The 25,251-nt window shown below is 70.7% G+C and carries 28 protein-coding genes and 1 tRNA gene; 12 read left to right on the top strand and 17 right to left on the bottom strand.

Annotated features, from left to right (window positions below; genetic code table 11):
• Nucleotides 1-77 precede the first annotated feature (77 nt).
• On the top strand, nt 78-359 hold the full coding sequence (locus H4696_RS32435) for a DUF2277 domain-containing protein (RefSeq protein ID WP_086864281.1): 282 nt from the start codon (nt 78-80) through the stop codon (nt 357-359).
• Nucleotides 360-382: 23 nt separating this feature from the next.
• The gene (locus tag H4696_RS32440; RefSeq protein ID WP_169735157.1) at nt 383-1,222 is read left to right on the top strand and encodes a patatin-like phospholipase family protein; all 840 of its coding nucleotides are present in this window, start codon (nt 383-385) and stop codon (nt 1,220-1,222) included.
• On the opposite strand, the gene H4696_RS32445 is transcribed toward H4696_RS32440, so the two are convergent.
• The gene (locus H4696_RS32445; protein WP_143265363.1) at nt 1,203-1,610 is read right to left on the bottom strand and encodes a hypothetical protein; all 408 of its coding nucleotides are present in this window, start codon (nt 1,608-1,610) and stop codon (nt 1,203-1,205) included. The two genes, H4696_RS32440 and H4696_RS32445, sit on opposite strands and share 20 nt — an antisense overlap.
• Nucleotides 1,611-1,687: 77 nt before the next feature.
• Here H4696_RS32445 and H4696_RS32450 point away from each other — a divergent pair.
• A tRNA-Ser gene (locus H4696_RS32450) sits at nt 1,688-1,774 on the top strand.
• Between the two features lie 33 nt (nt 1,775-1,807).
• On the opposite strand, the gene H4696_RS32455 is transcribed toward H4696_RS32450, so the two are convergent.
• Nucleotides 1,808-2,281, bottom strand: coding sequence for a MarR family winged helix-turn-helix transcriptional regulator (locus H4696_RS32455; protein WP_192782655.1), 474 nt, complete (start codon nt 2,279-2,281; stop codon nt 1,808-1,810).
• 511 nt (nt 2,282-2,792) lie between these two features.
• Between H4696_RS32455 and ypfJ the strand changes: the two genes are divergently transcribed.
• Nucleotides 2,793-3,731 (top strand): KPN_02809 family neutral zinc metallopeptidase, encoded by a 939-nt coding sequence (ypfJ, locus tag H4696_RS32460; RefSeq protein ID WP_086864284.1) that lies wholly within the window; start codon nt 2,793-2,795, stop codon nt 3,729-3,731.
• A 50-nt stretch (nt 3,732-3,781) separates the two neighbouring features.
• Here the strand turns inward: ypfJ and H4696_RS32465 are convergent, their stop codons facing one another.
• Nucleotides 3,782-5,323: a M28 family metallopeptidase gene (locus H4696_RS32465; RefSeq protein ID WP_192782656.1), complete on the bottom strand. Its 1,542-nt coding sequence runs from the start codon at nt 5,321-5,323 to the stop codon at nt 3,782-3,784.
• 82 nt (nt 5,324-5,405) lie between these two features.
• Between H4696_RS32465 and H4696_RS32470 the strand changes: the two genes are divergently transcribed.
• The gene (locus H4696_RS32470) at nt 5,406-6,383 is read left to right on the top strand and encodes an NAD(P)H-quinone oxidoreductase (RefSeq protein WP_086864285.1); all 978 of its coding nucleotides are present in this window, start codon (nt 5,406-5,408) and stop codon (nt 6,381-6,383) included.
• On the opposite strand, the gene H4696_RS32475 is transcribed toward H4696_RS32470, so the two are convergent.
• The gene (locus H4696_RS32475; protein WP_086864286.1) at nt 6,380-7,579 is read right to left on the bottom strand and encodes a cysteine desulfurase-like protein; all 1,200 of its coding nucleotides are present in this window, start codon (nt 7,577-7,579) and stop codon (nt 6,380-6,382) included. The genes H4696_RS32470 and H4696_RS32475 overlap by 4 nt on opposite strands.
• 134 nt (nt 7,580-7,713) lie before the next feature.
• Between H4696_RS32475 and H4696_RS32480 the strand changes: the two genes are divergently transcribed.
• Entirely contained in the window at nt 7,714-8,280 is a 567-nt protein-coding gene (locus tag H4696_RS32480) for a bacterial proteasome activator family protein (protein ID WP_086864287.1), read from the top strand.
• Between the two features lie 188 nt (nt 8,281-8,468).
• Here H4696_RS32480 and H4696_RS32485 read toward each other — a convergent pair whose 3' ends face one another.
• From H4696_RS32485 to H4696_RS32495, 3 genes are read right to left on the bottom strand one after another with little or no spacing between them, the layout of a single operon-like run.
• The gene (locus H4696_RS32485) at nt 8,469-9,608 is read right to left on the bottom strand and encodes an epoxide hydrolase family protein (RefSeq protein WP_086864288.1); all 1,140 of its coding nucleotides are present in this window, start codon (nt 9,606-9,608) and stop codon (nt 8,469-8,471) included.
• 3 nt (nt 9,609-9,611) lie between these two features.
• Nucleotides 9,612-10,589 carry a spore coat protein gene (locus tag H4696_RS32490; RefSeq protein WP_192782657.1) on the bottom strand — a complete coding sequence of 326 codons (978 nt, stop codon included), beginning with the start codon at nt 10,587-10,589 and terminating at the stop codon, nt 9,612-9,614.
• A complete protein-coding gene (locus H4696_RS32495; protein WP_169735158.1) occupies nt 10,586-11,332 on the bottom strand; it encodes a cytidylyltransferase domain-containing protein in 747 nt (248 codons plus the stop codon). The genes H4696_RS32490 and H4696_RS32495 overlap by 4 nt, the downstream gene beginning before the upstream one ends.
• Before the next feature lie 40 nt (nt 11,333-11,372).
• On the opposite strand from H4696_RS32495, the gene pseB reads away from it, so the two are divergent.
• On the top strand, nt 11,373-12,356 hold the full coding sequence (gene pseB, locus H4696_RS32500; protein ID WP_086864290.1) for a UDP-N-acetylglucosamine 4,6-dehydratase (inverting): 984 nt from the start codon (nt 11,373-11,375) through the stop codon (nt 12,354-12,356).
• The gene (gene pseC / locus H4696_RS32505) at nt 12,349-13,479 is read left to right on the top strand and encodes a UDP-4-amino-4,6-dideoxy-N-acetyl-beta-L-altrosamine transaminase (RefSeq protein ID WP_086864291.1); all 1,131 of its coding nucleotides are present in this window, start codon (nt 12,349-12,351) and stop codon (nt 13,477-13,479) included. Before pseB ends, pseC begins: the two co-directional genes overlap by 8 nt.
• On the opposite strand, the gene pseI is transcribed toward pseC, so the two are convergent.
• Genes pseI through H4696_RS32525 form a run of 4 tightly spaced genes read right to left on the bottom strand, consistent with a single transcriptional unit; the run spans nt 13,476 to nt 16,101 of the window.
• Complete coding sequence (gene pseI / locus H4696_RS32510; protein WP_086864292.1) at nt 13,476-14,525, bottom strand: pseudaminic acid synthase; 1,050 nt, start codon at nt 14,523-14,525, stop codon at nt 13,476-13,478. The genes pseC and pseI overlap by 4 nt on opposite strands.
• A 26-nt stretch (nt 14,526-14,551) precedes the next feature.
• On the bottom strand, nt 14,552-15,004 hold the full coding sequence (locus H4696_RS32515) for a GNAT family N-acetyltransferase (protein WP_086864293.1): 453 nt from the start codon (nt 15,002-15,004) through the stop codon (nt 14,552-14,554).
• A gap of 1 nt (nt 15,005) precedes the next feature.
• Nucleotides 15,006-15,440: a hypothetical protein gene (locus tag H4696_RS32520; protein ID WP_086864294.1), complete on the bottom strand. Its 435-nt coding sequence runs from the start codon at nt 15,438-15,440 to the stop codon at nt 15,006-15,008.
• Between the two features lie 34 nt (nt 15,441-15,474).
• Nucleotides 15,475-16,101: a glycosyltransferase family 29 protein gene (locus tag H4696_RS32525; protein WP_086864295.1), complete on the bottom strand. Its 627-nt coding sequence runs from the start codon at nt 16,099-16,101 to the stop codon at nt 15,475-15,477.
• A gap of 144 nt (nt 16,102-16,245) precedes the next feature.
• Between H4696_RS32525 and wzm the strand changes: the two genes are divergently transcribed.
• Genes wzm through glfT1 form a run of 3 tightly spaced genes read left to right on the top strand, consistent with a single transcriptional unit; the run spans nt 16,246 to nt 18,926 of the window.
• Entirely contained in the window at nt 16,246-17,199 is a 954-nt protein-coding gene (gene wzm, locus H4696_RS32530) for a galactan export ABC transporter permease subunit Wzm/RfbD (protein WP_086864296.1), read from the top strand.
• A gap of 3 nt (nt 17,200-17,202) precedes the next feature.
• On the top strand, nt 17,203-18,018 hold the full coding sequence (gene wzt, locus H4696_RS32535; RefSeq protein ID WP_086864297.1) for a galactan export ABC transporter ATP-binding subunit Wzt/RfbE: 816 nt from the start codon (nt 17,203-17,205) through the stop codon (nt 18,016-18,018).
• Nucleotides 18,018-18,926: a galactofuranosyltransferase GlfT1 gene (gene glfT1 / locus H4696_RS32540; RefSeq protein WP_169735159.1), complete on the top strand. Its 909-nt coding sequence runs from the start codon at nt 18,018-18,020 to the stop codon at nt 18,924-18,926. Before wzt ends, glfT1 begins: the two co-directional genes overlap by 1 nt.
• A 70-nt stretch (nt 18,927-18,996) precedes the next feature.
• On the opposite strand, the gene H4696_RS32545 is transcribed toward glfT1, so the two are convergent.
• The 5 genes from H4696_RS32545 to H4696_RS32565 all read right to left on the bottom strand — a co-directional run bounded on the left by H4696_RS32545 (nt 18,997) and on the right by H4696_RS32565 (nt 22,920).
• Nucleotides 18,997-19,401 (bottom strand): hypothetical protein, encoded by a 405-nt coding sequence (locus H4696_RS32545; RefSeq protein WP_143265364.1) that lies wholly within the window; start codon nt 19,399-19,401, stop codon nt 18,997-18,999.
• 112 nt (nt 19,402-19,513) lie between these two features.
• A complete protein-coding gene (locus H4696_RS32550; RefSeq protein ID WP_086864300.1) occupies nt 19,514-20,989 on the bottom strand; it encodes a hypothetical protein in 1,476 nt (491 codons plus the stop codon).
• Nucleotides 20,990-21,000: 11 nt separating this feature from the next.
• Nucleotides 21,001-21,573 (bottom strand): DUF3558 family protein, encoded by a 573-nt coding sequence (locus tag H4696_RS32555; RefSeq protein ID WP_225955865.1) that lies wholly within the window; start codon nt 21,571-21,573, stop codon nt 21,001-21,003.
• Nucleotides 21,574-21,579: 6 nt separating this feature from the next.
• Nucleotides 21,580-22,026, bottom strand: a complete 447-nt coding sequence (locus tag H4696_RS32560) for a hypothetical protein (RefSeq protein ID WP_086864302.1) — start codon at nt 22,024-22,026, stop codon at nt 21,580-21,582.
• Between the two features lie 129 nt (nt 22,027-22,155).
• On the bottom strand, nt 22,156-22,920 hold the full coding sequence (locus tag H4696_RS32565; RefSeq protein WP_086864303.1) for an ESX secretion-associated protein EspG: 765 nt from the start codon (nt 22,918-22,920) through the stop codon (nt 22,156-22,158).
• Nucleotides 22,921-23,033: 113 nt separating this feature from the next.
• On the opposite strand from H4696_RS32565, the gene H4696_RS32570 reads away from it, so the two are divergent.
• Nucleotides 23,034-23,279, top strand: a complete 246-nt coding sequence (locus H4696_RS32570) for a hypothetical protein (protein WP_086864304.1) — start codon at nt 23,034-23,036, stop codon at nt 23,277-23,279.
• Between the two features lie 45 nt (nt 23,280-23,324).
• On the opposite strand, the gene H4696_RS32575 is transcribed toward H4696_RS32570, so the two are convergent.
• Complete coding sequence (locus H4696_RS32575) at nt 23,325-25,244, bottom strand: glycosyltransferase (RefSeq protein ID WP_086864305.1); 1,920 nt, start codon at nt 25,242-25,244, stop codon at nt 23,325-23,327.
• Nucleotides 25,245-25,251: the final 7 nt, after the last annotated feature.

The raw sequence follows: 25,251 nt of genomic DNA on the forward strand, positions 1-25,251 counted from the left end.
TTCGGGCGTCAACGAGCTGGGGCCGGGCCTACCCGACCGTGTGATCGAGGCGTCCGAAGAGTCGTACCCTGGGCGGCATGTGCCGAAACATCACCACCCTCCGGGGGCTCCAGCCGGCCGCGACGGGCGAGGAGATCGAGGCCGCGGCCCGCCAGTACGTCCGCAAGGTGACCGGCGTGCAGTCGCTTTCGGACGCCACGCGCGAGCCCTTCGAAGCCGCGGTCGCCGAGATCACCGCGATCACCACGCGGCTGCTGGAGCAGCTGCCCGAACGCCGTCAGCCACCGGCGACCGTGCCGCCGTTGCGGCGCCCCGAGGTCCAGGCCCGGATCGCGGCGAAAGCCTTGCGCCAGGCCTGATCCGGCGCCGATAGGGTGTCGGCATGGGCGGACAGGCGTTGGTGCTGGGCGGCGGCGGGGTCGCCGGGATCGCGTGGACGACGGGGCTGCTGACCGGGCTCGCCGAGCACGGGCAGGACCTCACCGGCGCCGATCTCATCGTCGGGACGTCGGCGGGGTCGGCGGTCGCCGCGCAGGTGACCAGCGGGCTCCCGCCGGCCGAGCTGTTCGCCCGCCAGGCCGACCCGGCGCTGCAGGCGCCGGAGATCCCGGCCGACATCGACTTCGAGAAGTTCGCGGCCGACTTCGGCGGCGCGGTCACCGGCACGACGGACCCCGCCGAGATCCGGCGCGCGGTCGGGCGGCTGGCGCTGGCGGCCGAAACGGTGCCCGAAGCCGACCGGCGCGCGGTGATCGAAGCGCGGCTGCCGGTGCACGAGTGGCCGGCGCAGCGCCTGGTGATCGTGGCGGTGGACGCGGAAACCGGCGAACCCCGCCGCTTCGACCGCGCGTCCGGCGTGCCCCTGGTCGACGCGGTGGCGGCGAGCTGCGCGGTCCCGGGCGTCTGGCCGGCGGTGACGATCGACGGCCGCCACTACGTCGACGGCGGCGTCCGGTCCGGCGAGAACGCCGACTACGCGACGGGCTTCACCCGCGTCACGGTGATTTCGCCGATGGGCCCGGATTCGCCGCTGCCGATGGAGAAACCGCTGCCCGCGGTGCTGGACGAGCTGCGCGCGGCGGGCGCGGAGGTCGCGCTGATCACGCCGGACGAAGCCTCGGTCGCGGCGATGGGCGAGAACCCCTTGGACCCGTCGACGCGGACGCCGGCCGCCGAAGCGGGCCGTGCGCAGGGCGCGGCGCTCACGCTGAGCTGGGCTTAGCCCGCCGGATCGCCAGCCGCAGCCCGACGTTGCCGGCCAGGAACCCCGCCGCGCAGACCCCGAAGATCCACGGGCCGGGGATGCGCAGCTCGCCCGTGGTCTCGGCCGCGGGCTCCTCGTCGTGGGGCCGGTAGCGGACCTCGATGCGCGCGCCGTGCGGGTAGGCCCGGCTGATCTGCACGTCCCGGTACCGGGGACCGCCCGGTTCGTCGACGCGCGCGACCGCCGTGGTCCGGTCGACGACCCGCTCCACGGTCGCGGTGGCCACCAGCGAGCCGGACCGGTCCTTGAGCGTGCCGCCGATGATCATGGCCGCGAGCAGGGAGCCCAGCATGACCGCCAGCGAGGCTGCCGCGACCGCGCCCCGGAGCACGCCCGGTGTTGTCATGCGATGAGCACGCCGGCGCGGCCGCCGCGGTTGCCCTGACGAGGCGGCGGACTCCGTCGGCTACCCTCGTGGGCAGGGGTAGCGTGTCCGAGCGGCCGAAGGAACATGTCTTGAAAACATGCGAGGGGGCAACCTCTCCGTGGGTTCGAATCCCACCGCTACCGCACTGAGAGCCCGGGCGCCGGCCGCGCCCGGGCTCAGCTTTCGGTTTCCTTCAGGTGGTCCAGCACGCGCTCGAACGACGCCGCGAACGTGGCCTGCTCGTGCGGGCTCAGCAGGTCGATCAGGTGCTCGCGGACGCCTTCCACGTGGGTCGGCGCGGCCGTCTTCAGCAGGGCCATGCCGTCTTCGGTCAGCTCCGTGATGACGCCGCGCTTGTCCTCCGGGTCGCGTGCCCGCCGGACCAGGCCGGTCTCCTCGAGGCGACCGATCTGGTGGGACAGCCGGCTCTTCGTCGACCCCAGCTCCGACGCCAGTTCCGACATGCGCATCCGGTGCTCGGGCTGCACTTCGAGGCAGACGAGCACCTCGTAGTCGGTCAGCGACACCTCGTGCCGGTCGGTCAGTTCGCGGTGCAGCCGCTGCCGCAGCCGCAGCGTCGCGACGATGTAGGAGCGCCACGCCGCCATCTCGGCCTCGTCCAACCACCGCACAGGTCGCTCCTCGGTCATAAGGCAGCGTAGAACGCTGATCAAGGATCCGCGCCCGCCGAGTCCGATCCGTCCGCCGGTGAATACGCCACCGCAACATCGCCCGAAGGTGGGGTTACGAAAAGGTTGAGACTCGGCCCGAAAAGGCGCATTCTGCTTGTCGGCGGACGGTTGACCAGGTATGCGGCGCGACGACGGCGACGTGCCGGCCCGGGGCCCCGCCAGGAGAGGTCAGGTGGTTGCGTGACGGGTGATCCTCGCGGTTGACCGCTTGCTGCGTCCCCGCGATCGGAACGGACTTCTGCCGGGTCGGTCGCGATTGCGGAGCAGCACGAGCGCGGGCTTCTACGGTGCGTTCACGCATTCGGCGTCGATCGGGCCTGTTTCCGGTCACGGCCTCGGAAGTCGTGACGGCAGCGCCTGAACGCCGGCCCCGGATGCGGCCAACCGCCCGACGAAACAGAACCTCGGTACAACGCCTGGGTGCGGCCGTCAGCGCGACGGCCGCACCCAGGCTCGTTAATATCTGCGGGTGAGGTTCGACGACGACGCCGGCCTGGACGCTTCCGAAGTCCAGGACCTGCGCGGTAGCGGCGGTGGTGGCGGCGGAGGGATCGGCGGCCGCGTGGCACTGGGCGGTGGCGGGCTCGGCGTGGTGGGCCTGATCATCTACTTCGTGCTCTCCCAGCTCGGCGGGGTCAGCCTCGGCGGCGGCAGTGGGAGCGGCTTGAGCGGCGGGCTCGGTAGCGTCGGGTCCGGCCAGCAGGTCGACAACACGAAGCTGGCGAGCGAGTGCAAGACCGGCGCCGACGCCAACAAGAACCACGACTGCGCCATCGTGGCGATCGTGAACTCCGTCCAGGACTACTGGACCCAGCAGTTCGCGCGGTCGGGCTCGACGTACCAGAAGGCGCCGACCAAGTTCTTCAACGGCGGCGTGCGCACCGGCTGCGGCAGCGCCACCTCCGACACCGGGCCGTTCTACTGCCCGGCGGACTCCGACGTCTACATCGACCTCTCGTTCTTCGACGAGCTGAAGACGCGCTTCGGCGCGCAGGGCGGCCTGTTCACCGAGGCGTACGTGCTGGCCCACGAGTACGGCCACCACGTGCAGAACCTGCTCGGGACGTCGAAGAAGGGCACCGGCACCGGCCCGACGTCCGGTTCGGTGCGGCTCGAACTGCAGGCCGACTGCTACGCCGGCGTCTGGGCCAACCACGCCTCGACGACGCCGACCGAGAGCGGCAAGCCGCTGATCACCGACGTCACCCAGGACGACATCGCCTCGGCGCTGGACACCGCGTCCCGCATCGGCGACGACTACATCCAGGAGAAGCTCGGCGGCGGCCAGGTCGACCGCTCGAAGTTCACCCACGGCACGTCCGCGCAGCGCAAGAAGTGGTTCTCCACCGGCTTCCAGACCGGCGAACCCGCCCGCTGCGACACCTTCGGGACGAACAACCTGGGCTAAGGACACGAAGAAGGGGCCGTCCCAGCGCTGGGACGGCCCCTTTTTCGTCGTTACGCCGTCAGCGCGTGCGGGTCGCCGGCCACGGCGCGGGCGGAGAAGTTCCGCTGCGCGCCGCGTTCGGCGGCCTTCTGCTTGGCCGTCTTGCTCGTGCCCGGCTTGACGCCGTTGATGCTCTCGGTGCTCGTCGCGTAGACGCCGAGGGCCCACGCGACACCGTCCGCGTTGCGGTCCAGCGCGACCCGGTCGATGTTGCCCAGGTTGTCGCAGGCCTGGTGGTAGCACGGGTCGAACGCGATGCCGGCCGTGCCGCCCCACTTCGCCGCCTGCGCCGGGGTCTTCAGGACCTCGGCGCCGGTGTCCAGGCCGCCCGCCGGGATGCCGACGGCGATGAACTCGCCGTAGTCCGAGCGGCCGGTGAAGTCGGTGCCCTCGAGGGACACGCCCCGCGCGGCCTGCATGAAGTCGACGAAGGTCTTCTCGATCTGCGCCGAGCCGTACGGGCCGGCACCCGCGCCGACGCCGTCGGAGTTGTCGCCGTCGTAGGCGAAGTACCCGGCGTTCGGCGAGCCGATCATGTCGAAGTTCAGGTACAGCGCGATGTCGAGCTGCTGCTCGAAGCTCAGCTGGTCGACGTAGTAGGTGGAGCCGATCAGGCCGAACTCCTCCGCGCTCCAGAAGCCGAAGCGGACCGCGTTGTTGACCTTCGGGCTGCTCCCCAGCTGCAGCGCCGTCTCGAGCAGGGCCGCCGAGCCGGTGCCGTTGTCGTTGATGCCCGGGCCAGCCGGGACGCTGTCGAGGTGCGACCCCAGCATCACGACGTTGTCCTTGCGGCCGGTCTTGGTCTCGGCGATGACGTTGTAGCTGGTCCGCGCCTCCTGGAAGGCCCGCAGCTCCAGAGTCACCGGCTGCCCGGCGAGCGTCGCCAGCTGCGCGCCCGCGGCGGCCGTCACGCCGCCGGTCGGGATCTTCGCGTTCTCCGGGCCGCCGAGCGTCCCGTTCAGCGCGCCGTCGGTGTTGTTGTAGACGATGGCGCCGACCGCCCCCGCGGCCGCGGCGGTCTGCTGCTTCTGCGCGAACGAGCAGCCACCGCGCTTGATCAGCGCGATCTTGCCCGCGACGTCCGCGGTGTAGTCGGTGGCCTCGCAGCCGCTGGTGTCGTCGACCGCGACCACGGCGAGCGGCGCGGTGATGCCGCCGACCGGCGTCGAAACGGTGTACTCCATGGCGATGACCGGGACGTCGGCGCCGCCCGCGGTCAGCTTCTCGGCCAGGGTCTCCGAGTAGGTGAACGGGAACTCCTGGCGGGTCACCTGGAAGCCGGCCGCCTCGAGCTTGGTGGCGATGTACTCGGCGGACTTCTGGTGGCCGGCGGTGCTCGCCGCCCGCGTACCGCCGTTGGTGTCGGCGATGCGCTGCAGGGCGATCAGGTGCCGGTTGACGCCGTTGACGTCGACCTTCTTGACGAGCTGCTTCGCCAGGGCGGGGCCTTCGGGGACCGCGTTCGCGGCGGCGGCCGGGGTGAGGCCGAGCACCAGCGTCGCACCGGCGGCGATCGCCACCGGAGGAAGGAATCTCTTTCGGAAGAGTGACATGGTTGCTCACCTTTGTGCGATATGCGAAGTACGTCAATGCGTCATTCGGCGGGAGCTTCGCGCACCGGGATACAGTCGACACATGTACGCGATCACCATCCGTGAACCAGGTGACCCGGACGTTCTCGAGTGGACGGAGGTCGCGGACCCGCGTCCCGGCCCCGGCGAAGTGCTGCTGGAAGTGGCCGCGAGTGCGGTGAACCGCGCCGACCTGCTGCAGCGCCAGGGCCACTACCCGCCGCCGCCCGGAGCCAGCGAAACCCTCGGTCTCGAGTGCTCCGGAACCGTCGCGGAGCTCGGCGAAGGCGTCGAAGGCTGGACCGTCGGCGACGAGGTCTGCGCGCTGCTCTCCGGCGGCGGCTACGCGGAGAAGGTCGTCGTCCCGGCCGGTCAGCTGCTGCCGGTGCCCGGCGAGGTCGACCTGCTCGCCGCGGCCGGGCTGCCCGAGGTGGCCTGCACGGTGTGGGCGAACGTCGTCATGCACGCGAAGCTCACCGAGGGCGAGGTGCTGCTGGTCCACGGCGGCGCCGGCGGCATCGGCACGCACGCCATCCAGGTCGGCAAGGCGCTGGGCGCGACCGTCGCCGTCACCGCGGGGTCGGCCGAGCGGCTCGAGAGCTGCCGCCAGCTCGGCGCCGACATCACGATCAACTACAAGGAAGCCGACTTCGTCGAGGTCCTCAAGAAGGAGACGGGCGGCGCGAACGTCATCCTCGACAACATGGGCGCGTCCTACCTCGGCCGCAACGTCGACGCGCTGGCCGCCGACGGCCGCCTGGTGATCATCGGCATGCAGGGCGGGGTCAAGGGCGAGCTGAACGTCGGCGCGCTGCTCGGCAAGCGGGCTTCGGTGTTCGCGGCGGGCCTGCGGTTCCGGCCGCTGGAGCAGAAGGCGGCGATCGTCGCCGACGTCCGCGAACGGCTGTGGCCCCTGGTTTCCGACGGTGCCGTGAAGCCGATCGTCGGCCAGGTCGTGCCGATGGCCGAAGCCGCGTCCGCGCACCGCGCCCTGGAAGAGGGCAGCGTGTTCGGCAAGGTGCTGCTGGCGGCGAAGTCTTAACGGAGTTCTTCGAGGACCCGCACGAGCTGGTTGATTTCGAAGACGTTGGAGTAGTGGGCGAGCCCGATCCGCACGGCGCCGCCCACTTCCCCGACGCCCAGTGACGCGAAGACGCCGGCCGTGCCGTCGTCGGCGAAGGCGCACAGCCCCTGCGAAGCCAGGTACTCGGCGACCTCGGGCGCCTTCTTGCCGGCGACGGCGAAGGCGAGCGCGGGGATCCGGCGCATGGCGTTGCCGATGACCATGATGTGCCGCAGCGACAGCAGTTCCGTGGACAGCTGCTGGAGCAGCCCGGCGTGGTAGGACTTCGCCGAGCCGAGCGAGGTGACCAGGCGCTCGCGGCGCGACCCGGTGGCGGCGTCGTCGAGGCCCGCGAGGTAGTCGATCGACGCGATCAGCCCGGCCAGCAGCGGGTAGGCGTGCGGGCCGAGTTCGAGGCGGGCGGCGCCGCGCGCCATGGGGTCGAGCGAGACGGACGGGATCCGCTCGATGAGTTCGGGGTCGCGGAAGACGAGCGCGCCCACCGACGGCCCGCCCCACGCCTGCGCGGACACGACCATGACGTCGGCGCCGAGCGCGTTGATGTCCAGCGGCAGGAACGGCGCGGCGTAGGTGGCGTCGACGACGACCAGCGCGCCGACCCGCTTGGCGAACTCGATGATCGTCGGCACGTCCGGCCGCGTCCCGACGGACCCGGAGGCGAGCGTGACCGCGACGGCCTTGGTGCGCGCGGACACGAGCTGCTCGTACTGCCACGCGGGCAGCTCGCACGTTTCGATGTCGATCTCGCCCCAGCGCACGACGGCGCCGACGCGCTTCGCGGCGCGCTGCCACGGCGCGAGGTTGGCTTGTTCGTCGAGCCTCGACACGACGACCTCGTCGCCGATCGTCCAGCGCTCGGCGAGCGAATCGCAGAGCCGGCGCAGCATCACCGGCGCGCTCGGCCCGAGCACGACGGCGGCCGGGTCGGCCCCGACCAGGTCGGCCACGGCCCGGCGGGCCGCGGTCACGATGCTTTCCGCGCGTTGTGAGGCCGGAAACGCTCCGCCCGGCCCCGACACCGGGGCGCGCATCGCCGTGGAAACGGCCGAAGCGACCTGTTCCGGTACCAGCATTCCGGCGGCGCCGTCGAAGTGAATCCAGCCGTCACCCAGCGCGGGAAAGAGCCCACGGATACGAGCGACGTCGAACGCCATGTGGACACCGTACGGACGTGCGGTTTCGCCGTGCGCCCGGGGTTGGGTGGAGAGCCACCGGGAACACCCGGAGCGGCTACGCTCGGAGACGGACACCCCGTGGGTGTCGCGGAGCGTGTCGAAGGCAAGCCAGGATGGAGCACATGACCGAGCCGAACTTCACAGCCGGTGACGCTGGCCAGGAACATTCACCCCACGTGGTGGTCGTGGGCCCGGACGGCACCCCGGTGGGCGCGGACGAGCACCCCGAGTCGGTCGGCGACCTCGTCGAAGAGCCGGCGAAGGTGATGCGGATCGGCACGATGATCAAGCAGCTCCTCGAGGAGGTCCGCGCGGCCCCGCTGGACGACGCTTCCCGCAACCGCGTGCGCGAGATCCACGAGACGTCGGTGAAGGAACTGGCGGCCTCGCTGGCCCCGGAGCTGCAGGACGAGCTGGAGCGGCTGGTGCGGCCGTTCACCGACGACTCGACGCCTTCGGACGCGGAGCTGCGGATCGCGCAGGCTCAGCTGGTCGGGTGGCTCGAGGGGTTGTTCAGCGGGATACAGACCGCGCTGTTCGCCCAGCAGATGGCGGCCCGGGTCCAGCTGGAGCAGATGCGGCGGGGGCTGCCTGCCGGTCCTTCGGCGGGTGGACCTGGGGCCGGGCCGGGGCACGAGGGGCACGGGCCGGGGATCTCGGGGACGGGTCAGTACCTCTGACGTCTGCGGTGAGGTTGTCCACAGACCGGAGGGCCTGTGGACAACCCCTGTGGACAACTCGCTCGGGCGGGTTTTGCCACCGGCTCGGAGGTCTTGAATGAGTCATTCAGGACCTCCGAAGACCTGAATGAGTCATTCAGGACGCCACCGCAGCCGCCGGCTTCACAGCACCGGACCGGCGCCGGCCGTCAGCGCAACGAGCTGAAGAACTCCCGCAGGTCGCCGATCAGCGCGTCCGGCTCCTCCAAACCAGCGAAGTGGCCGCCGCGCGGGAACTCCGTCCAGCGGACGATCTCGTCCGTTCGCTCCGCCAGCTCCCTGATCGGCAGCCCGATGTCGTCCGGGAACACCGCCACCGCCGTCGGGACCGGGTTCCGCGGCGGCGGCGCGCCCCAGCCCGCGGTCAGCGCCGCGTACAGCCGGGCCGATGAGTTCGCCGTCTCGGTGAACCAGTAGATCGACACGTCCGCCAGCAGGTCGTCGCGGTCGATCAGGTCCTCCGTCGTGTTCGAGAACGAGCGGAACTTCTCCGCGATCCACGCCAGCTGGCCCGCCGGGGAGTCGTGCAGGCCGTACGCCAGGGTCTGCGGCTTCGTCGCCTGGATCATCGCGTAGCCCGTGCCCGACGCCGAGAACGCTTGGCCCTTCTCCAGCGACCGTTTGCCCAGCTCCGGGTCCGAAAGCCCCTCGAGATCGGCCGGGGTGCGGACCACCGCGGACGCCAGCATCGTCACGTGGATGCCGAGCAGCCGCTCCGGAAACTGGACCGCTAGCTCGCGCGAGATGATCGCGCCCCAGTCACCGCCGTGGGCGCCGAAGCGCTCGTAGCCCAGCGACGTCATCAGCGAGGCGAACGCCCGCGCCACCCGGTCCGGGCCCCAGTCCGGGGTCGGCGTCGGGCCCGAGAAGCCGTAGCCCGGGATCGACGGGACCACCAGGGTCAGCGCGTCCGCCGGATCGCCGCCGTACGCGCGCGGGTCCGTGAGCGGACCGATCACGTCCAGGAACTCCACGATCGAGCCCGGCCAGCCGTGGGTCAGCAGCACCGGCGTCGCCGCCGGCTCCGGGGACACCACGTGCAGGAAATGCACGTTCGTCCCGTCGATCGTCGTCGTGAACTGCGGGAACGCGTTGAGCCGCGTCTCCTGCGCCCGCCAGTCGAAGCCCGTCCGCCAGTACTCCGCCAGCTCGCGCACGTAGTCGACCGGCGCCCCGAGCCGCCAGCCGGTGCCGGCGGGCTGGTCGGGCCAGCGGGTGTTCGCCAGGCGCGTGCGGAGGTCGTCGAGGGCGGCCTGGGGAACGTCGATGCGGAACGGGGTGATCGTCATGCTTCAACGATAGGAAGCATCGCGGACAGATCCGGTCCTCGATGCCAGGGAATCCAGGACCCGGTCGACCCCGAGACCGTCCACTGTGGACGACGCCGTGGCCGACAGCGACCGCCGCAGCGAGGCGTCGGTGAGCAGCGAACGCAGCACCGCGGTCACCTCGGGCAGCCGCGAAGCCAGGGACTCCGCGGGACCGAGCCCGGCCGCCAGGCCCAGCTCGAGCGCCGCCCGGTAGCCCGGCTCCTGGTTGTCGACCAGCCGGACCGCCGCCGTCGGGACGCCGAGGCAGCACAGCTCCACGAACGTCACCCCGGACGCGCTCACGGCGACGTCGGTCGTCGCCAGGATGTCCAGCAGCGCCGGGCTCGGCGGGGCCACCCGGATCGACTGCCCGGGAAGCAAAGAGGGGACCGAAGGCTCCCCGCGCACCAACGCGTCCACCACGAACGGCTGCTCGGTGTCGCGAAGGGCGCGAAGCAGCAACCCGACCGTCGCCGACCACTCGGCGCCGCCGCCCAGGACGACGGTGACGTGCAGCGGCGGCCCGGACGGTGCCCGGCGGGTCCCCCGCACGACATCCCGCAGCGGCGCGTACTCGATGCCGCGCAGCAGCACGTCCGAGCCGTCGTCGGGCCGGGGAGAAGGCGCGAAGCTCGAGTCGACGACGATGTCCGCGGGACGGCGGCCGAACACGTCGTCCTCGATCGACACCAGCACCGCGCCGGCCGCGTTGACCTCCGGCCGCACGTCGCCGAGGCCGTAGTGGTCGACGACGACCGCGTCGAACCCCGTCGCGTCGAAGGGCACCCGCGAGACGCCCAGCTCGTCGAAGCGCGAAGCGAGCCACTCGGCGTTGTCGGTGCGGCCCGCGAACGCGACCCGCCAGCCGCGCGCCACCGCCCGCTCGGCGTAGGCGACCATCCGCGCGATGTGGCCGGCGCCGATCGACGCCGACGCGTCCGCGCGCAGCAGCAGCCTCACGAACCGACCTTCTTCTGCTCGACGTGCGCGTTCAGCGCCACCAGGTCCGGCCGCGCGCGCAGCAGCGCGACCACGGCCCGCCAGTCGCCGACGCGGTCGCCCAGCTCGGCCACCAGCGCGGACAGCAGCTCCCAGTCCTCGGCGGTGTCGAGCGTCACGCGCAGGTCGTCGGCGGCCGGGCTCACCACGACGCCGCTGCACGCGTACCGCGTCGGCTGCGAGTAGATGCCCGACGTCACGTGCTCCCGGTCCGCGCCGGTGGCGGAAGCAACCTGCTCCAGGAGTACGTCGGCGCGCACCAGCTCGGCGTCGAAGCCACGCGGCAGCGTCCGGACCAGCGTCGTGCTCACGTAGTCGAGCGTCGGCTGGGCGCGCCAGAGCGTCGCGAGCTGGCCGATCAGCGCCGGGTCCAGCAGCGGGCAGTCCGCGGTGAGCCTGATCACGGCGTCGGCGGGGTGCTCCCGCAGCGCGAGCCCGAACCGCTCGAGGACGTCGTCGAGCGGACCCCGGACCACGGCGGCACCACAGCGAGCGGCTTCGAGAGCGACGTCGTCGTCGGAGGCGTCCGAGGAGGTCGCGACGACCACCTGGTCCACGCCGGGAGCGGCCGCGGCGGCCCGGACCACCCAGCCCAGCACGCTGCGGCCGGCCAGCGGGCGCAGCACCTTGCCGGGCAGCCTGGTCGAGCTCGACCGGGCCTGGATGACGGCGTTGACACCGGGCGCTCCACGCATGGGTGACATGATGGCCGACGGCAACCCACCCCAAACGCGGAGGTCAACGATGTCCGAGCTGGATGGCTCCAGCATCCTGCTCACCGGCGGGACCGGTTCCTTCGGCAAGGCGTTCATCGCGCACGCGCTCGCCGAACTGAACCCGAGCCGGCTGGTCGTGCTCTCCCGCGACGAGCTGAAGCAGTACGAGACCCGCCAGCTGTTCGGCGACGACCCGCGCCTGCGCTGGTTCATCGGCGACATCCGCGACCGCCGGCGGCTCGAGCGCGCCATGCACGGCGTCGACTACGTCGTGCACGCCGCCGCGCTCAAGCAGGTCGACACCGGTGAGTACAACCCGTTCGAGTTCGTCCAGACCAACGTCATGGGCTCGCAGAACGTGATCGAGGCCGCGATCGACACCGGCGTCAAGAAGGTCGTCGCGCTGTCGACCGACAAGGCGTCCAGCCCGATCAACCTCTACGGCGCCACCAAGCTGTGCGCCGACCGGATGTTCATCAGCGGCAACCACTACGCGGCCGCGCACGTGACGCGCTTCTCCGTGGTCCGCTACGGCAACGTCATGGGCTCGCGGGGCAGCGTCATCCCGTTCTTCCGGAAGCTGGCCGAAAAGGGCGAATCGCTGCCGATCACGCACAAGGAGATGACCCGCTTCTGGATCACGCTCCCGCAGGCCGTGCGGTTCGTCGTCGACTCGTTCGACCAGATGCACGGCGGCGAGCTGTACGTGCCGCGGATCCCGAGCATGCGGCTGGTCGACCTGGCCCAGGCGATCGCGCCGGGCAGCGAGATGCACGAGGTCGGCATCCGCCCGGGCGAGAAGCTGCACGAGGAGATGATCGCCCCCGACGACGCGCGCCGGACGGTCAAGCTCGAGGACCGCTACGTCGTCCAGCCGCACCTCGCGGGCTGGGGCTACCAGGAGCCCGAAGGCGGGACGCCGATGCCGGAGGGCTTCGCCTACCGCTCGGACACCAACGACCTCTGGCTGAACCCGGAGGAGCTGCGCGAGCTGGTCGAGCAGCATGGCTGAGTTCCTCCCCTACGGCCGCCAGTCGATCAGCGAAGAGGACATCCAGGCCGTCGTGGACGTGCTGCGTGGCGACTGGCTGACGACCGGGCCCGCCGTCCATCAGTTCGAAAACGACCTCGCTGGGTACACCGGCGGCACACCCGCGGTAGCCGTCACCTCGGGCACCGCCGCCCTGCACGTCGCCTACGCGGCCGCCGGGATCAGGGCGGGCGACGAGGTCGTCACCTCGCCGATGACGTTCGTCGCCACCGCCGCGACCGCCGCCCTGCACGGCGCGAAGGTGGTCTTCGCCGACGTCGAACCGGACACCGGCAACCTCGACGTCGAGGCCGCGAAGGCCGCGGTAACCGACCGCACCAAGGTCGTCGCCGCCGTCGACTACGCGGGCCACCCGGCCGAGCTGGACGCGCTCGCCAAGATCGCGCACAACGCGGGCGCGCTGCTGCTGGAGGACGCGGCGCACTCGGTCGGCGGGTCCTGGCAGGGCCGTCCGGTGGGCTCGATCGCCGACCTGACGACGTTCTCGTTCTTCCCGACCAAGAACCTCACCACGGCCGAAGGCGGCGCCGTCGTGACGCCCCGGGAAGACCTGCTGGACCGGGCGCGGAAGTTCCGCAACCACGGCCTGGTCCGCGACCGCGCCGAGCAGCGCTACCCGGACGAAGGCGGCTGGCACCAGGAAGTCCACGAGTTCGGGCTGAACTACCGCCTGCCGGACGTCCTCTGCGCGCTCGGGTCCAGCCAGCTCACGCGGCTCGCGGAGTTCAAGAAGCGCCGCGCCGAGATCCACGCCCGCTACACCGCCGCGCTGAGCGACGTCGACGGCGTGGCGACGCCGCCGAGCCGCCCGGGCGCCGACCCGGTGTGGCACCTCTACCCGCTGCGGGTCCTCGAAGGCCGCCGCAAGGCGCTGTTCGAGCACCTGCGCGGTACCGGCATCGGAGTCCAGGTCAACTACATCCCGGCGTACTGGCACCCCGTCTTCGAGGACCTGGGCTACCGCCGCGGCCTGTGCCCGAACGCCGAGGCGTACTACGAGCAGGAGCTGTCGCTGCCGCTGTTCCCGGCGCTGACGGACGCCGACGTCGACCGCGTCGTCGACGCCGTGCGCGCGTTCTTCTAGATCAGGTCCCAGGTCAGGGGCGTGCCCTTCGCGGCGTCGACGCGGAAGGTGCGCCCCACGACCTTGGTGATCTCGGCCGGGGCCAGGCCGCCCGCCGGCCGGATCGACCGGACGTTCGCCGCGGTGACCTCGTCGCCGGCGCGGACGTCCTCGACGACGTAGAGGGACCGGCGCAGCCGCAGCCCCTCCTTCTCGCTCTCCCGCGGGCCCAGCACGGGCTCGCCGAGGGCCTCCCACGCCCGGTGCGTCTCGGCGACCAGCGCGGCCAGCTCCGCCGGCTCCAGCGAGAACTCCGAGTCGACGCCGCCGTCCGCGCGGGCCAGCGTGACGTGCTTCTCGATCGCCACCGCGCCCAGCGCCACGGCGGCCACGGGCGCGCCGATGCCCGGCGTGTGGTCCGACAGCCCCACCAGCGTCTGCGTCAGGCCGGCCAGCAGCGGCAGGCCGCGCAGGTTGCTCTCGCGCGGCGACGCCGGGTAGCTCGCCGTGCAGCCGAGCACGATCAGCTGGTCGTTGCCCGCTTCCCGGGCGGTGCGGACCGCGGCGTCGATCTCGGCGACGTTAGCCATGCCGGTCGAGATGACCAGCGGCTTGCCCGTGCGGGCGCACAGCTCGATCAGCGGCAGGTCGACGATCTCCGACGACGCGATCTTGTACGCCGGCGCGTCCAGGGACTCCAGCAGCTCGACGACGGTCGGGTCGAACGGGCTGGAGAAGATTTCCAGGCCACGAGCACGGGCTCGTTCGAAGAGCGGCGCGTGCCATTCCCACGGCGTGTGGGCCTTTTCGTACAGTTTGTACAGGTTTTCCCCGCCCCACAGTTCGTGGGTCTCCCCGATCCGGAACGCCGGGGTGTCGACGTCGATGGTGATCGTGTCGGGGCGGTAGGTCTGCAGCTTGACCGCCTGCGCGCCGGTTTCCGCGATGGCGTCGATGATCTGCAGCGCCCGGTCGAGGTCGCCGTTGTGGTTGCCGGACATCTCGGCGATGACGAACGGCGCGTGGCCCGGACCGATCAGGTGCGCGCCGAACCGGATGTCGTGCATGGTGCCTCCCCGGGGTGGACTGCGGGTCAGCTCAGAGTCTTGCGCAGCTGCCGGAAGCCGCTGACGGCAGGCGCGGCTTCGGCGTACCCGGCGCGCTCGAAGAGCTTCGCCGAGGCGGTGTTGTCCAGATGCACGGCCGCCAGCACGGTCCGGACGCCGAGGCGGTCGCGGGCGGCCCGCTCGCCCTCGGCGAGCACGGCGCCGGACAAGCCTCGGCCGCGGCTCTCGGGGGCGAGCGTGATGCTGACCTCCCAGCCGTCGCCGTCGCGCCGGTCGAACCGGACGGTGCCGACCGGCGTCTCCTCGTGCTCGACGACGAGCAGCAGCCGTTGCGGGTCGGCCAGCACCCCGCGCAGCCACGCGAGGTGCTCGTCGAGGGCCACCACGGCCGTCGAGCGCGACGACTGGCGCGTGCGCGGGTCGTTGCGCCAGTCCAGCAGCAGCTCGGCGTCCGCTTCGGTGGCTTCCCGGGCGTCCAAGCTACTGGCTGACGGGCTCTTCGACCCGGTCCTCGAGCCGGCGCAGCCGGTCCTCGTAGCGGGAGATGCCCGCCAGCCGGACCCGGATCTGCGCGTGCTGCCGCTGGATCTCCTCGATCAGCGTGCGGGCCTCGGCGATCTGCGGCGCGTCGGCCTTCGGCACCAGCGACATCGACTCGCGCAGCGTCTCCAGGCGGCCCTCCTGGGCGGCCACGTGCGGGATCAGGCGGTCGAGCTCGGCGCGGGCCCAGCGCAGGTCGCCCCGTGCCTGCTCGAGGTTGTGCTCGGCGTTGTCGAGCCGGCGCCGATGGTCGGCGGTCGCGTGCTCGAGGTTGTTGACGCGGTCGGCGAGCGCGCGGGTGCGTTCGTCGACGCGGAAGTCGATCAGCCGGGCGATCCGGTCGACGAAGCCTCTGCCCAGTTTCTGCACAGCCATGGGTGGGTCCTTACGTGGAGGTGGGGACGCGCGTTCAGCGCAGGAGGGTGGTGTCGCCGGTCTTCGTCCAGGAGTCCAGCAGCCGCCCTTCGGCGGCGATCTGGTGTTCCGGGCCGACGATGCAGGAGTCGCCGGCGGCGTGCTCCCACGAGGTCTGGTCCGGGTTGTCGATGAACGAGAACCCGGTGAGCACGAGCTGCGCGGTCGGGAACGACGTCCGCGCGATCCAGGCCGCCAGCGTGCCGGTGGTCGACCACGTCGGCTCGTCGCGGGTCGGCAGGCCCAGCGCGTCCGACAGCGGCAGCACGACCTCGCGGTTCGACACCGGCACCGCGCCCAGGTCGGCGGGCCACCAGCCCGGCAGGTCCTCCGGCTCCCAGTGCATCCGGCCCGGCTCGACCAGCAGGTAGAGCCGCTTGCGGTAGTCCTGGAAGACGTACGGGGTGGCCCGGATCGCCCGGTTGAACACCACGACGTGCGTCCGGGAGCCGACGATCTCCTCGCCGGGCTTGTCGACGACGAAGCCGTTGACCCGGATGACCAGGTCACAGGCGTCGATCGCCTTCGCGCGCTGGGGGTCGGGCGGGAGCGGCTGGTTGCCGACCACGGCCACCGAGCGCGGGTCGGGCCGGTCGGCGTACGCCGCGAGCAGGTTGACCATCAAGCTCGCCGCGCCGAGAGCAGCAGTCATAAGCCGAGAAAGTACCAGCACAAAGGTCACCGGCCGCCGCGTATCGGCCACTCGGCTCTACCACAGCGGCGGGGTGGCCCGGACGCCGCTCATCCCATCGGTACCCTCGTCCACGTGCATGCCACCAGCACGGTTCAGGCCGCGAACTCCCCCGTAGCGACGCCGGCACCGCCGACGTCGGACAGCAAGACGTTCGCGCGCGCCTTCGCCGACATCAAGGCCGGTTTCCGCGCCCGCGAGCTGTGGGGACACCTCGGCTGGCAGGACATCAAGCAGCGCTACCGCCGCTCGGTGATCGGACCCTTCTGGATCACGATCAGCCAGGCCGTCATCGCGCTCGGGCTCGGGTTGCTGTACTCACAGCTGTTCAACACCCCGATCCAGGTGTTCCTGCCCTACCTGTCCACCGGCTTCATCCTCTGGGGCTTCATCAGCGGCTGCCTCGCCGAGGGCATGGAGACGTTCATCGCGAACGAGGGGCTGATCAAGCAGCTCCCCGCGCCGCTGAGCGTGTACATGCTGCGCACGGTGTGGCGGCAGTCGCTGCTCCTGGCGCACAACATGATCGTCTACGTCGCGGTGCTGGCGATCTTCTTCACCGCGCTGGACAACCAGTACTCGCTGGGGTCGAAGGACGGCCTCTGCGCGGCCGGCCTGTACTGCCACCCCGGCCTCAGCTGGACCGTGCTGCTGGCCATCCCGGGCTTCCTGCTGCTCGCGCTGAACGCGGGCTGGGTGACGCTGCTGCTGGGCATCATCTCGACCCGGTTCCGCGACATCCCGCAGGTCATCAACTCGCTGATCCAGCTGCTGTTCTACGCCACGCCGATCGTCTGGCCGGTGGACCAGCTGCTCGCGGGCGGTGCCCGCGCGAACGCCTCCTGGGCACTGCCGATCATCCAGCTCAACCCGCTGTACCACTTCATGCAGGTGGTCCGGGCGCCGCTGATCGGGCAGTCCTTCACGCCCGGCAACTGGATCGTCGTCGGCGCCATCACCATCGTCGGGTGGGCGCTCGCGCTCGTCGCGATGCGCAATTACCGTGCCCGCGTCTCCTACTGGGTGTGACACATGGTCTCCATTGACGTTCAGAACGCCTTCGTCGACTTCCCGATCTTCGACGCCAAGACCCGTTCGATGAAGAAGAAGGTCCTCGGCAAGGTCGGCGGCAAGATCGGCACCGACACCAAGGTGCCGATCATCGAAGCGCTGCACGACGTGACGCTTTCGCTGCGCGAAGGCGACCGGGTCGGCCTGGTCGGCCACAACGGCGCGGGCAAGTCCACGCTGCTGCGGCTGCTCGCCGGGATCTACGAGCCGACGCGCGGCTCCTCGCGGATCGAGGGCAAGATCGCCCCGGTCTTCGACCTCGGCGTCGGCATGGACCCCGAGATCTCCGGCGAGGAGAACATCATCATCCGCGGCCTCTTCCTCGGGATGACGGCCAAGGAGATGGAGAAGCGCGTCGACGACATCGCGGAGTTCACCGAGCTCGGCGACTACCTCCAGATGCCGCTGCGGACGTACTCGACGGGTATGCGCGTGCGGCTGGCGCTGGGCGTCGTCACGTCGATCGACCCCGAGATCCTGATCCTCGACGAGGGCATCGGCGCGGTCGACGCGGCGTTCCTCAACAAGGCCCGCGACCGGCTCAAGGACCTGGTGAAGCGCTCCGGGATCCTGGTCTTCGCCAGCCACTCGGACGAGTTCCTGTTCGAGCTCTGCGACTCGGCCATCTGGATGGACGAGGGTCACCTCAAGCAACAGGGTTCGCTGCGGGACGTCCTCACGTCGTACAAGGGGCGTGACCCCTTCGAGAACATGAGCCAGGAAACCTTGGAGCGCTTCGGCATCGAGCCGGTGGCGACGACGAACGGCGGCGAATGATGGCCAGCGAGACCCGGCAGCTGCCCGACGGCGCGGTCGTCGGCGTGGTCGTCACGCGGCACCGGCGCGAGCTGCTGGCGGACTCGCTGAAGGTCATCGCGGCCCAGACGCGGCCGGTCGACCACCTCGTGGTGGTCGACAACGGGCCGGACGACTCGGCCCGCGAAGTCGTCGAGAACTACCCGCTGCCGAGCACGTACCTGCCATCGCACCGCAACCTCGGCGGCGCCGGCGGGTTCGCGCTGGGCATGCTGCACGCGCTGTCGCTGGGCGCGGACTGGATCTGGCTGGCCGACGACGACGGGCGCCCGGCCGACGAGAACGTGCTCGCGATCCTGCTGGAGGAAGCGGAAAAGCGGGACCTGGCGGAGATTTCGCCCGTGGTGTCCAACATCGACGCCCCGGACAAGCTCGCGTTCCCGCTGCGCCGCGGCCTGACGTGGAAGCGGTCGCAGGCCGAGCTGGGCGTGGACTTCCTGCCCGGCATCGCGTCCCTGATGAACGGCGCGCTGTTCCGGGCGTCCACTTTGGACGTCGTCGGCGTGCCGGACCTGCGCCTGTTCTTCCGCGGCGACGAGGTCGAGCTGCACCGGCGGCTGGTGCGTTCGGGCCTGCCGTTCGGCACGTCGCTGAAGACGAAGTACCTGCACCCGGACGGCTCGGACGAGTTCAAGCCGATGCTGGGCGGCAAGTTCCACGCGCAGGACCCGGAAAACGAGGTCAAGCGGTACTACACGTACCGCAACCGCGGGTACTTGCTGTCGCAGCCGGGGATGCGGAAGATCGGCGCACTGGAGATCGTCCGGTTCGGACTGTACTTCGTCGGCGTGAAGCGGGACCCGAAGGCGTTCCTGCAGTGGCTGAAGCTGGTGCGGCAGGGCCGCGCGGAGAAGTTCTACCGCTACTGAAACTGTCCGTCGAGCGCCACCGGCACGGACACCGTCCGGACGTCGGTGAGCTCGGCGGCGGGCGGGAGCGTCAGTACTCTTCGGTCTTGAGGTGGTCGGAGCGCACTTCGCGCAGGTCGGTGACCATGTCCTTCGGGGCCACCGCGACGAACACCATCATTTCCGGCCGCTGGAAGTCCACCTCGGGGTAGGTCTCAGGCTCCGCCCAAACCCGGGCCGCCCACCGGCCGTCCCCGGTCGTCATGAAGAGGGAGTAGCGGCCGTCGCGCTCGTCCACCACCTCGAACTCGCGCTCGAGGAAGGTGCCGTAGGTGCGGACGGTGTACCACTCTTCCAGGTCCGCGATCGGCACCAGCTTCCAGGGCTCGCCTTCGCGGTAGAGTTGCACGCCGGCAGGCACCCGCTCGGCCGCGGGATGGCTTTCGCCCTGGTAGACCGCGTATTCCGCGGGCGAGATCCTACGAACTCCCGGCACTCGAGCCTCCTCCTCCGCCGTCGACGATTCCGTCCCGTCCGCGCGCACGAGTCCACAACCAGCCCAAACGAGAAACGGCCCCGGTTGCCCGGGACCGTTTCCGCGATGTCCGTTATTCGCCGATGACCGGCGGCGCGGTGCGCAGGTCGGTGCCGAAGACCTCGTCGGGGTCACCCTCGACCAGGTACGTCGGGCGCGAGTGCTCGGTGTCCTCGTCACCCTCGCCCTTCTGGCCGCGGCCCATGGCGCCGCCGCCCATCCCGCCACGGCCGGCTCCGCCCGAGCCGAGCCCGCCCATTCCGCGTCCGGCAGCCGCCTCGGCCGCGCCGATGCCGCCGGGCCGGGCCGCACCGGACGCGGCACCCGCGCCGGTCGCGTTGCCCGCGCCCGAACCGCCGGGCCCGAAGCCGCCGGCTCCGCGGCCGCCGCCTCCGCCGACCTTGGAGTTGTAGGCCTCGTCGCCGCCGAAGTTCATCCCGCCCATCGGCATCGGGCTCATCGGCGGCATGCCCCCGAACTGCTGGTTCGGGTTCGGGGTCGACCCACCGGGGAGCGAACCCGGCGTGAAGCCGGACGGCGTGGTCGTGCCGGCGGGGAGCAGTCCCGCGCCGGTGGTCGAGCCGGGCCCGGAGAACTGCGGCGTGCCGGTGGTGCCCGGGATGTTGCCGGTGGTGAAGTTGTTGTTGCCGCCACCCGGCATGTTCACCGAGTGCGACCCCGGCGTGTTCACGCCGGACGGGGTGTTGATGCCGTTCTTGTCCCCGGTGCCGTTGGGATCGCCGCTCCCCCCACCGGTGCTGAAGCTCGGCGGCGGCGCGAAGGCGGGCTGCTTCGACGCGGCCTCGTAGAGGTTCTTGTCGTAGGTCGCCATGACCCCGGCGGCCTGGTCGTGCGCCGCCTGGCTGTCCTTCTGCTTCTGGATGGACTTGTCGACGTTGTCCGCCAGGTTGAAGGGGTTCGAGGTCGCCCAGGAGGTGAACTCGTCCTTCCAGCTGAACGGAATCGGCGCCGGCATGGAGTTCTTGGCCGTCGACGCGGCCTGGCCCTGGTCGTAGATGGTCTCCGAGGCGAGCTTCGCGTTCTGCGAGTTGGCGTCGGACCACTTGCCGAGGCTGGTGAAGTACTGCTGGGCGTTCTCGGCCGCGGTGCCTTCCCAGGTGCCCTTGGAGGCGTTGACGGCGGTGTTCATCGACTGGGCGAACTTGTCGAAGACCTGGTGGACCTCGTGATAGGCGGTCGAAACGCTGGAGACCTGCTCGACGTCCAGGTTGCTCTGGAGGAACGCTTGCAGCTGTTCGTGGTCGCTGCCCTTGTAGTCCGCGTTGGGCGCCTGAAGGCCCTGGACGTACTCGACGTCGCGGCCTTCGGTGGCGGCCTCGACGTTCTTGTCGCCCATCTGCTGCGCTTGGTTCTTCGCCCTGGCTTGGGCCATCCACTGCTGGATCGGACCGAACAGCCAGCTGCTGGGGTCGACGCCCTCTTCCGCCTTCTGCTGCAGGTAGGCGTCGCGCTCGGCGGGCGCCATGTCCTGCACTTCTTGGGGAGTCTTGTCCGCGGTCTTCGGCGGCGGTCCCTGTCGCGTGCTCATCTGAACTCCCCTTACGCCTTGGGCAGTTTCGGCTCGACGATCTTCGTCGCAACCTCTTCGGCGACCTGGCAGGCCTTGTCGACCGTGTTGGTGGCGGTCACGTTGACGTCGACCCGCGCCTTGTCCCCGACACCGAGCGCGACCGTGCACCCGAGGGGCGCCTGGCTTGATGCCTGCTTCGCCTTGCGGCCGTTGACGTCCAGGTCCTTGATGCCACCGCCGGTGTCGACGACCGAGTCGAGGGGGGCATCGTCGCGGATGGCGACGCCGATGATGATGCCCTCTTCGCTGGCGTCGCTGAGGTGATGCTGGTAGGAGCAGACACGAGCGCCACCGAGCTTCTTCTCCTCCGCTTCGCCGAAAGAGGTCGCGTAAGGCGCCACATCAGCTGCGGTGAGCAGAGTGCACGGCTCGAGCGAGGTGGTCGAAGCGTTGCCCGGATCCGCCGAACTCGACTCTTGCGAAGACGGCGCACTCGACTCCGAGGCGGCGGGCGAAGCCGTCCCGTTCTTCGGGTCCGTGCAGCCGGCCAGCAAAAGAGCGCCCGCGATGACGGGCAGAGCAGCGCGTGCGAGGAGTTTCATCATTCCCTAGGGCTTGGTCTTCAGGCCGTCGAGAGCGGCGTTCTCGGATTCGTGGTAGAGACCCGCGGCGCGGGACAGCGCCTCGTTGGCCTGCTGCGCCACCTGCTTGAGCTGGGTAAGCACGACACCCGCGGACCCTTCGGCCTGGGCCGCGCCCTTCTGGTCGTGAGCCGCGATGGTGTGCCCGTAGGGGTGGTTGCCCAGCTGGGGCGACTGGTTGAGGATGTAGGTCGTTTCGCTCAGGCCGTTCAGGTCGTCGACCAACTGGGTCAGGGCGGTCTGGAGCGGCTTGACGCCCTCCGGGGTGATCTTGAAACCACCGCTCTTGGCCGCGTCGACCAGCTTCTGCGTCTCCGCCGTCACGCTCTGCACCGCGGCGCTCATGGCACCCGACGAGAGCGGGTTGACGATGTCCGCGAAGGAGCCGCCGCCTCCGCCGTCCGCTATCAGCATCGCAGTCCACCCCGAATTCGCTTCGCCCGTGCGTGTGCACCCGGGAGTCTACTAGCCGGGCACCCAGCGCAACCGCGCTTCACCGATCTTCGGTTCGGACGCACCCGGCGCCCGGGCGGTTCCCGAAGCTCAGAACTGGCCTTCGAGCTGGGCGTACAGCTGCTGGGCCAGGCGTGCGTTGTCGGCCGGGGCGTAGGTGAGCCAGCGCTGGCCGTCCGCGGCCGTCCTCGAGGACATCAGCCAGCGGCCGGCCGGGGTGTCGAACCAGGCCAGGGGCGGGTACGTGCCGCCGCGGGTCTGGGCCGTGAACTGGCCCACGCGCTTCTTCGGTTCCTGGAAGACCCGCTCGATCATGCGGACCTGGGGACCGCCGCCGCCACTCTGGCCGCGGGGGCCGCTGACGCCCGCGAACGGGTCGTACGCCTCGTCGCGCCGCTGGGTGCGGGGCTGCTGGACCGGGCGGGAGATGGTCACCGACTGGCCGGGGGCGGCCGGGGTGAGCGGGAGGAGGTCGACGATCGCCGGGACGATGCCGGTCGGGCGGACCTCCTCGAAGACGATGAGGTTCTCCTCCTGCTTGGCGAGCACCGCGAACTGGCCGTCGGAAGCGACGCGGGCGAACAGCTGCCGGTCGCCCAGCTCAGCGGCCGCGCTGATGGTCACGCTGCCGCGGACGAACGTCGACAGCGCCAGCTCGGCGTCGGCGTCGAGGCGGCCGCGGCTCCACAGCCCGCGGCCGGTCAGGTCGCGGACGACGGCGTCGCGGATCATCGCGCGCTGCTCGACCGTCGTGCCGACGTGCGGCACCTCGAACGGCGTCGGCGCGCGGCCCAGCCCGAGCTGCTCGAGCAGGATGTCCACCGCTGCCAGCGACAGCGAGAACGAGTGAGGCATCGCCTTTTCCCCCCGCGGGTTCTTCCGATCTCGGGAAACGGTACCGCCACCGGGTGCTCCGCCCTCAGCGAACCCGCTTGCCGCGCGAAGATCGCCGCTGGTCCGATGGACGCATGGCCGATCCGAAACCCGCACTCGTACTGCACCTCGCCACCGGCGGGCAACCGCTGCTGTTCGCGCTGACGACCGAGCAATCCGCCACGCTGGCGGGCAGGCTCGCCCAGCTCGTGAAGGAGGGCTCGGTCGAAGCGGTGACCACCAAGGACCACCCGGCGGTCGTGATCAACTTCGCCCACGTGGCCGCCGCGTACGTCGACGACCTCACCCGGAAGAGCACGGTCTTCGGCATCCACGCTTGAGGCCGCCCCACGGCTGAGCGTGGGACGGCCTCGGCGAACCCGTGGTCAGAGCTTGTACAGGCGCTTCCAGTTCTCGCGCGAGGTCAGCTCGGGCATGGCGCGCTTGTACTGCTCCTGCACCGCCGCGCCTTCCTTGCGCAGCCGCTGGACCACCTTCGCTCCACGCTTGGCCAGGTCGAACATCTTGACCTTGTCGTAGGACCGGACGCGGACGCCTTCCTGGTTCGCGTCCGTCACGACCGCCGTGTCGAACAGGGCGATGTGCCACCAGTTCGCCTCGTCGATCGGGACCGCGCCGAGGCCGAAGCGGCTGCGGCCGAGGACCCGGTCGAGCACGCGCTTGATCAGCACCAGGCGCTGCATGCTGGGCCGCGGCGCGCTGTTGATGATGCCGATGTCGTTGGACGCGATACCCGGGACGTCGGTCGCCTTGTGCCGCTTGGTCTCCGGGTAGGCGTCGCGGATCCGGCGGATCTCCTGCATCGCCTCGACCCCACCGTCACGCAGGATCTCCGGACCCTCGAGGAAGTCCTCGACGGCCTTGATCAGCGTCGCCGACAAGCCGTACTGCATGCCGAGCAGATAGCGCACCAGCTGCGCCAGCAGCACCCGCGAGAGCAGGTTCAGGTTGAACGGCGAGTGCAGCGCGGCGGTGATGATCGAGTTACGCAGGTTGAAGTACCGGTGCCACTCGTCCCAGTCCTTCATGTGGAAGTCCGCGTGCCACACGCCCGCGCCCGGCAGCGTCACGGTCGGGAAGCCGTGCGCGCGGGCCCGGTAGGAGTACTCCGCGTCGTCCCACTGGAAGAAGAACGGCAGCGGGTAGCCGGTCGCCTGCACGACCTCGTACGGGATCAGGCACGACCACCAGCCGTTGTAGCCGGCGTCGAGGCGGCGCTCCTGACGGTTCGGCTTGAGCGTCTCCTCGTCCACGCCGAGCAGGTCGGCCGTCGACAGCGAGTGCTCGACCGGCTGGCCGGGCTCGAGGGTGTTGAGCCGGGCGTACTCGGCGCCGACGTGCAGCTGGTTCGGGTGGAACAGGTTCAGCATCTGGCCGCCGACGATGATCGGGTTGGCGGCGCGGTTGGAGAACGCCGTCATCCGGATCACCAGGTCCGGCTCGAGCAGCACGTCGTCGTCCATGAACAGGACGTTCGCGTGCTCGGTCGCGGTGTGCCCGGCCACCTCGAACAGACCGCGGGTGAAACCACCGGCACCACCGAGGTTCGGCTGCTTGATGTAGTGCAGCTTGTCCGCGAGGTCCTTCGCGACCTGCTCGAACCCCTCACGCGACTCCACCAGGTCGGTGCCCTGGTCGGCGACGTAGATCGCGTCCAGGGTCTCCAGCGAGGAGACGTCCGCGGCGAGCGCCTGCAGGTTCTTCAGGCAGTCGTCGGCGCGGTTCATCGTGCAGATCGTCACCGCCGTCGGGCGGATCTTCTCCGGCGCCTCGACCGTCCAGCGGACCTGCTCCACCCGCAGCGTCTGGCCACCCTCGGTCTCCAGGTCCAGCCAGAGCGCGCCACCGTCGTAGAACTTGTCCAGCTTGCCGGTCAGCACGACCTTCAGCTGCGTGGCGTCGGCGACCTGCTCGGCGGCCACCACACGCGGCTCACCCTCGACGTCGGACGCACCCATCGACAGCAGGCCGGTGCCGGTCACGACGGCCTCGACCGAGACCTCTGACACGGTCGTCCAACGCTGCCAGTAGCTGGCCGGGAACCGGCCGAAGTACGTGTTGCCCGACACCTTGGAGGCGGGCTCCAGGGAGATCACCGCACGTTCCCGCACGGCCGAGCCCCACTCAAGCTCGGCGTACAGGTCCTTGCTGACGATCGGCGCCGGGCCGGCGTAGAGCCCACGCTGCGCCGTCAGGCGACCCTGCGGAGTGTGCTCGGTGAACCGCGTCTCGGCGGCCGCGCCGGCTTGGGTGGTCGGCGCCGGGGTGGCTGTTTTACCGGGCATTGAGTTC

Origin of the sequence: Amycolatopsis lexingtonensis (assembly GCF_014873755.1) — a bacterium.
In the GTDB taxonomy this organism is placed as follows: Bacteria; Actinomycetota; Actinomycetes; order Mycobacteriales; family Pseudonocardiaceae; genus Amycolatopsis; species Amycolatopsis lexingtonensis.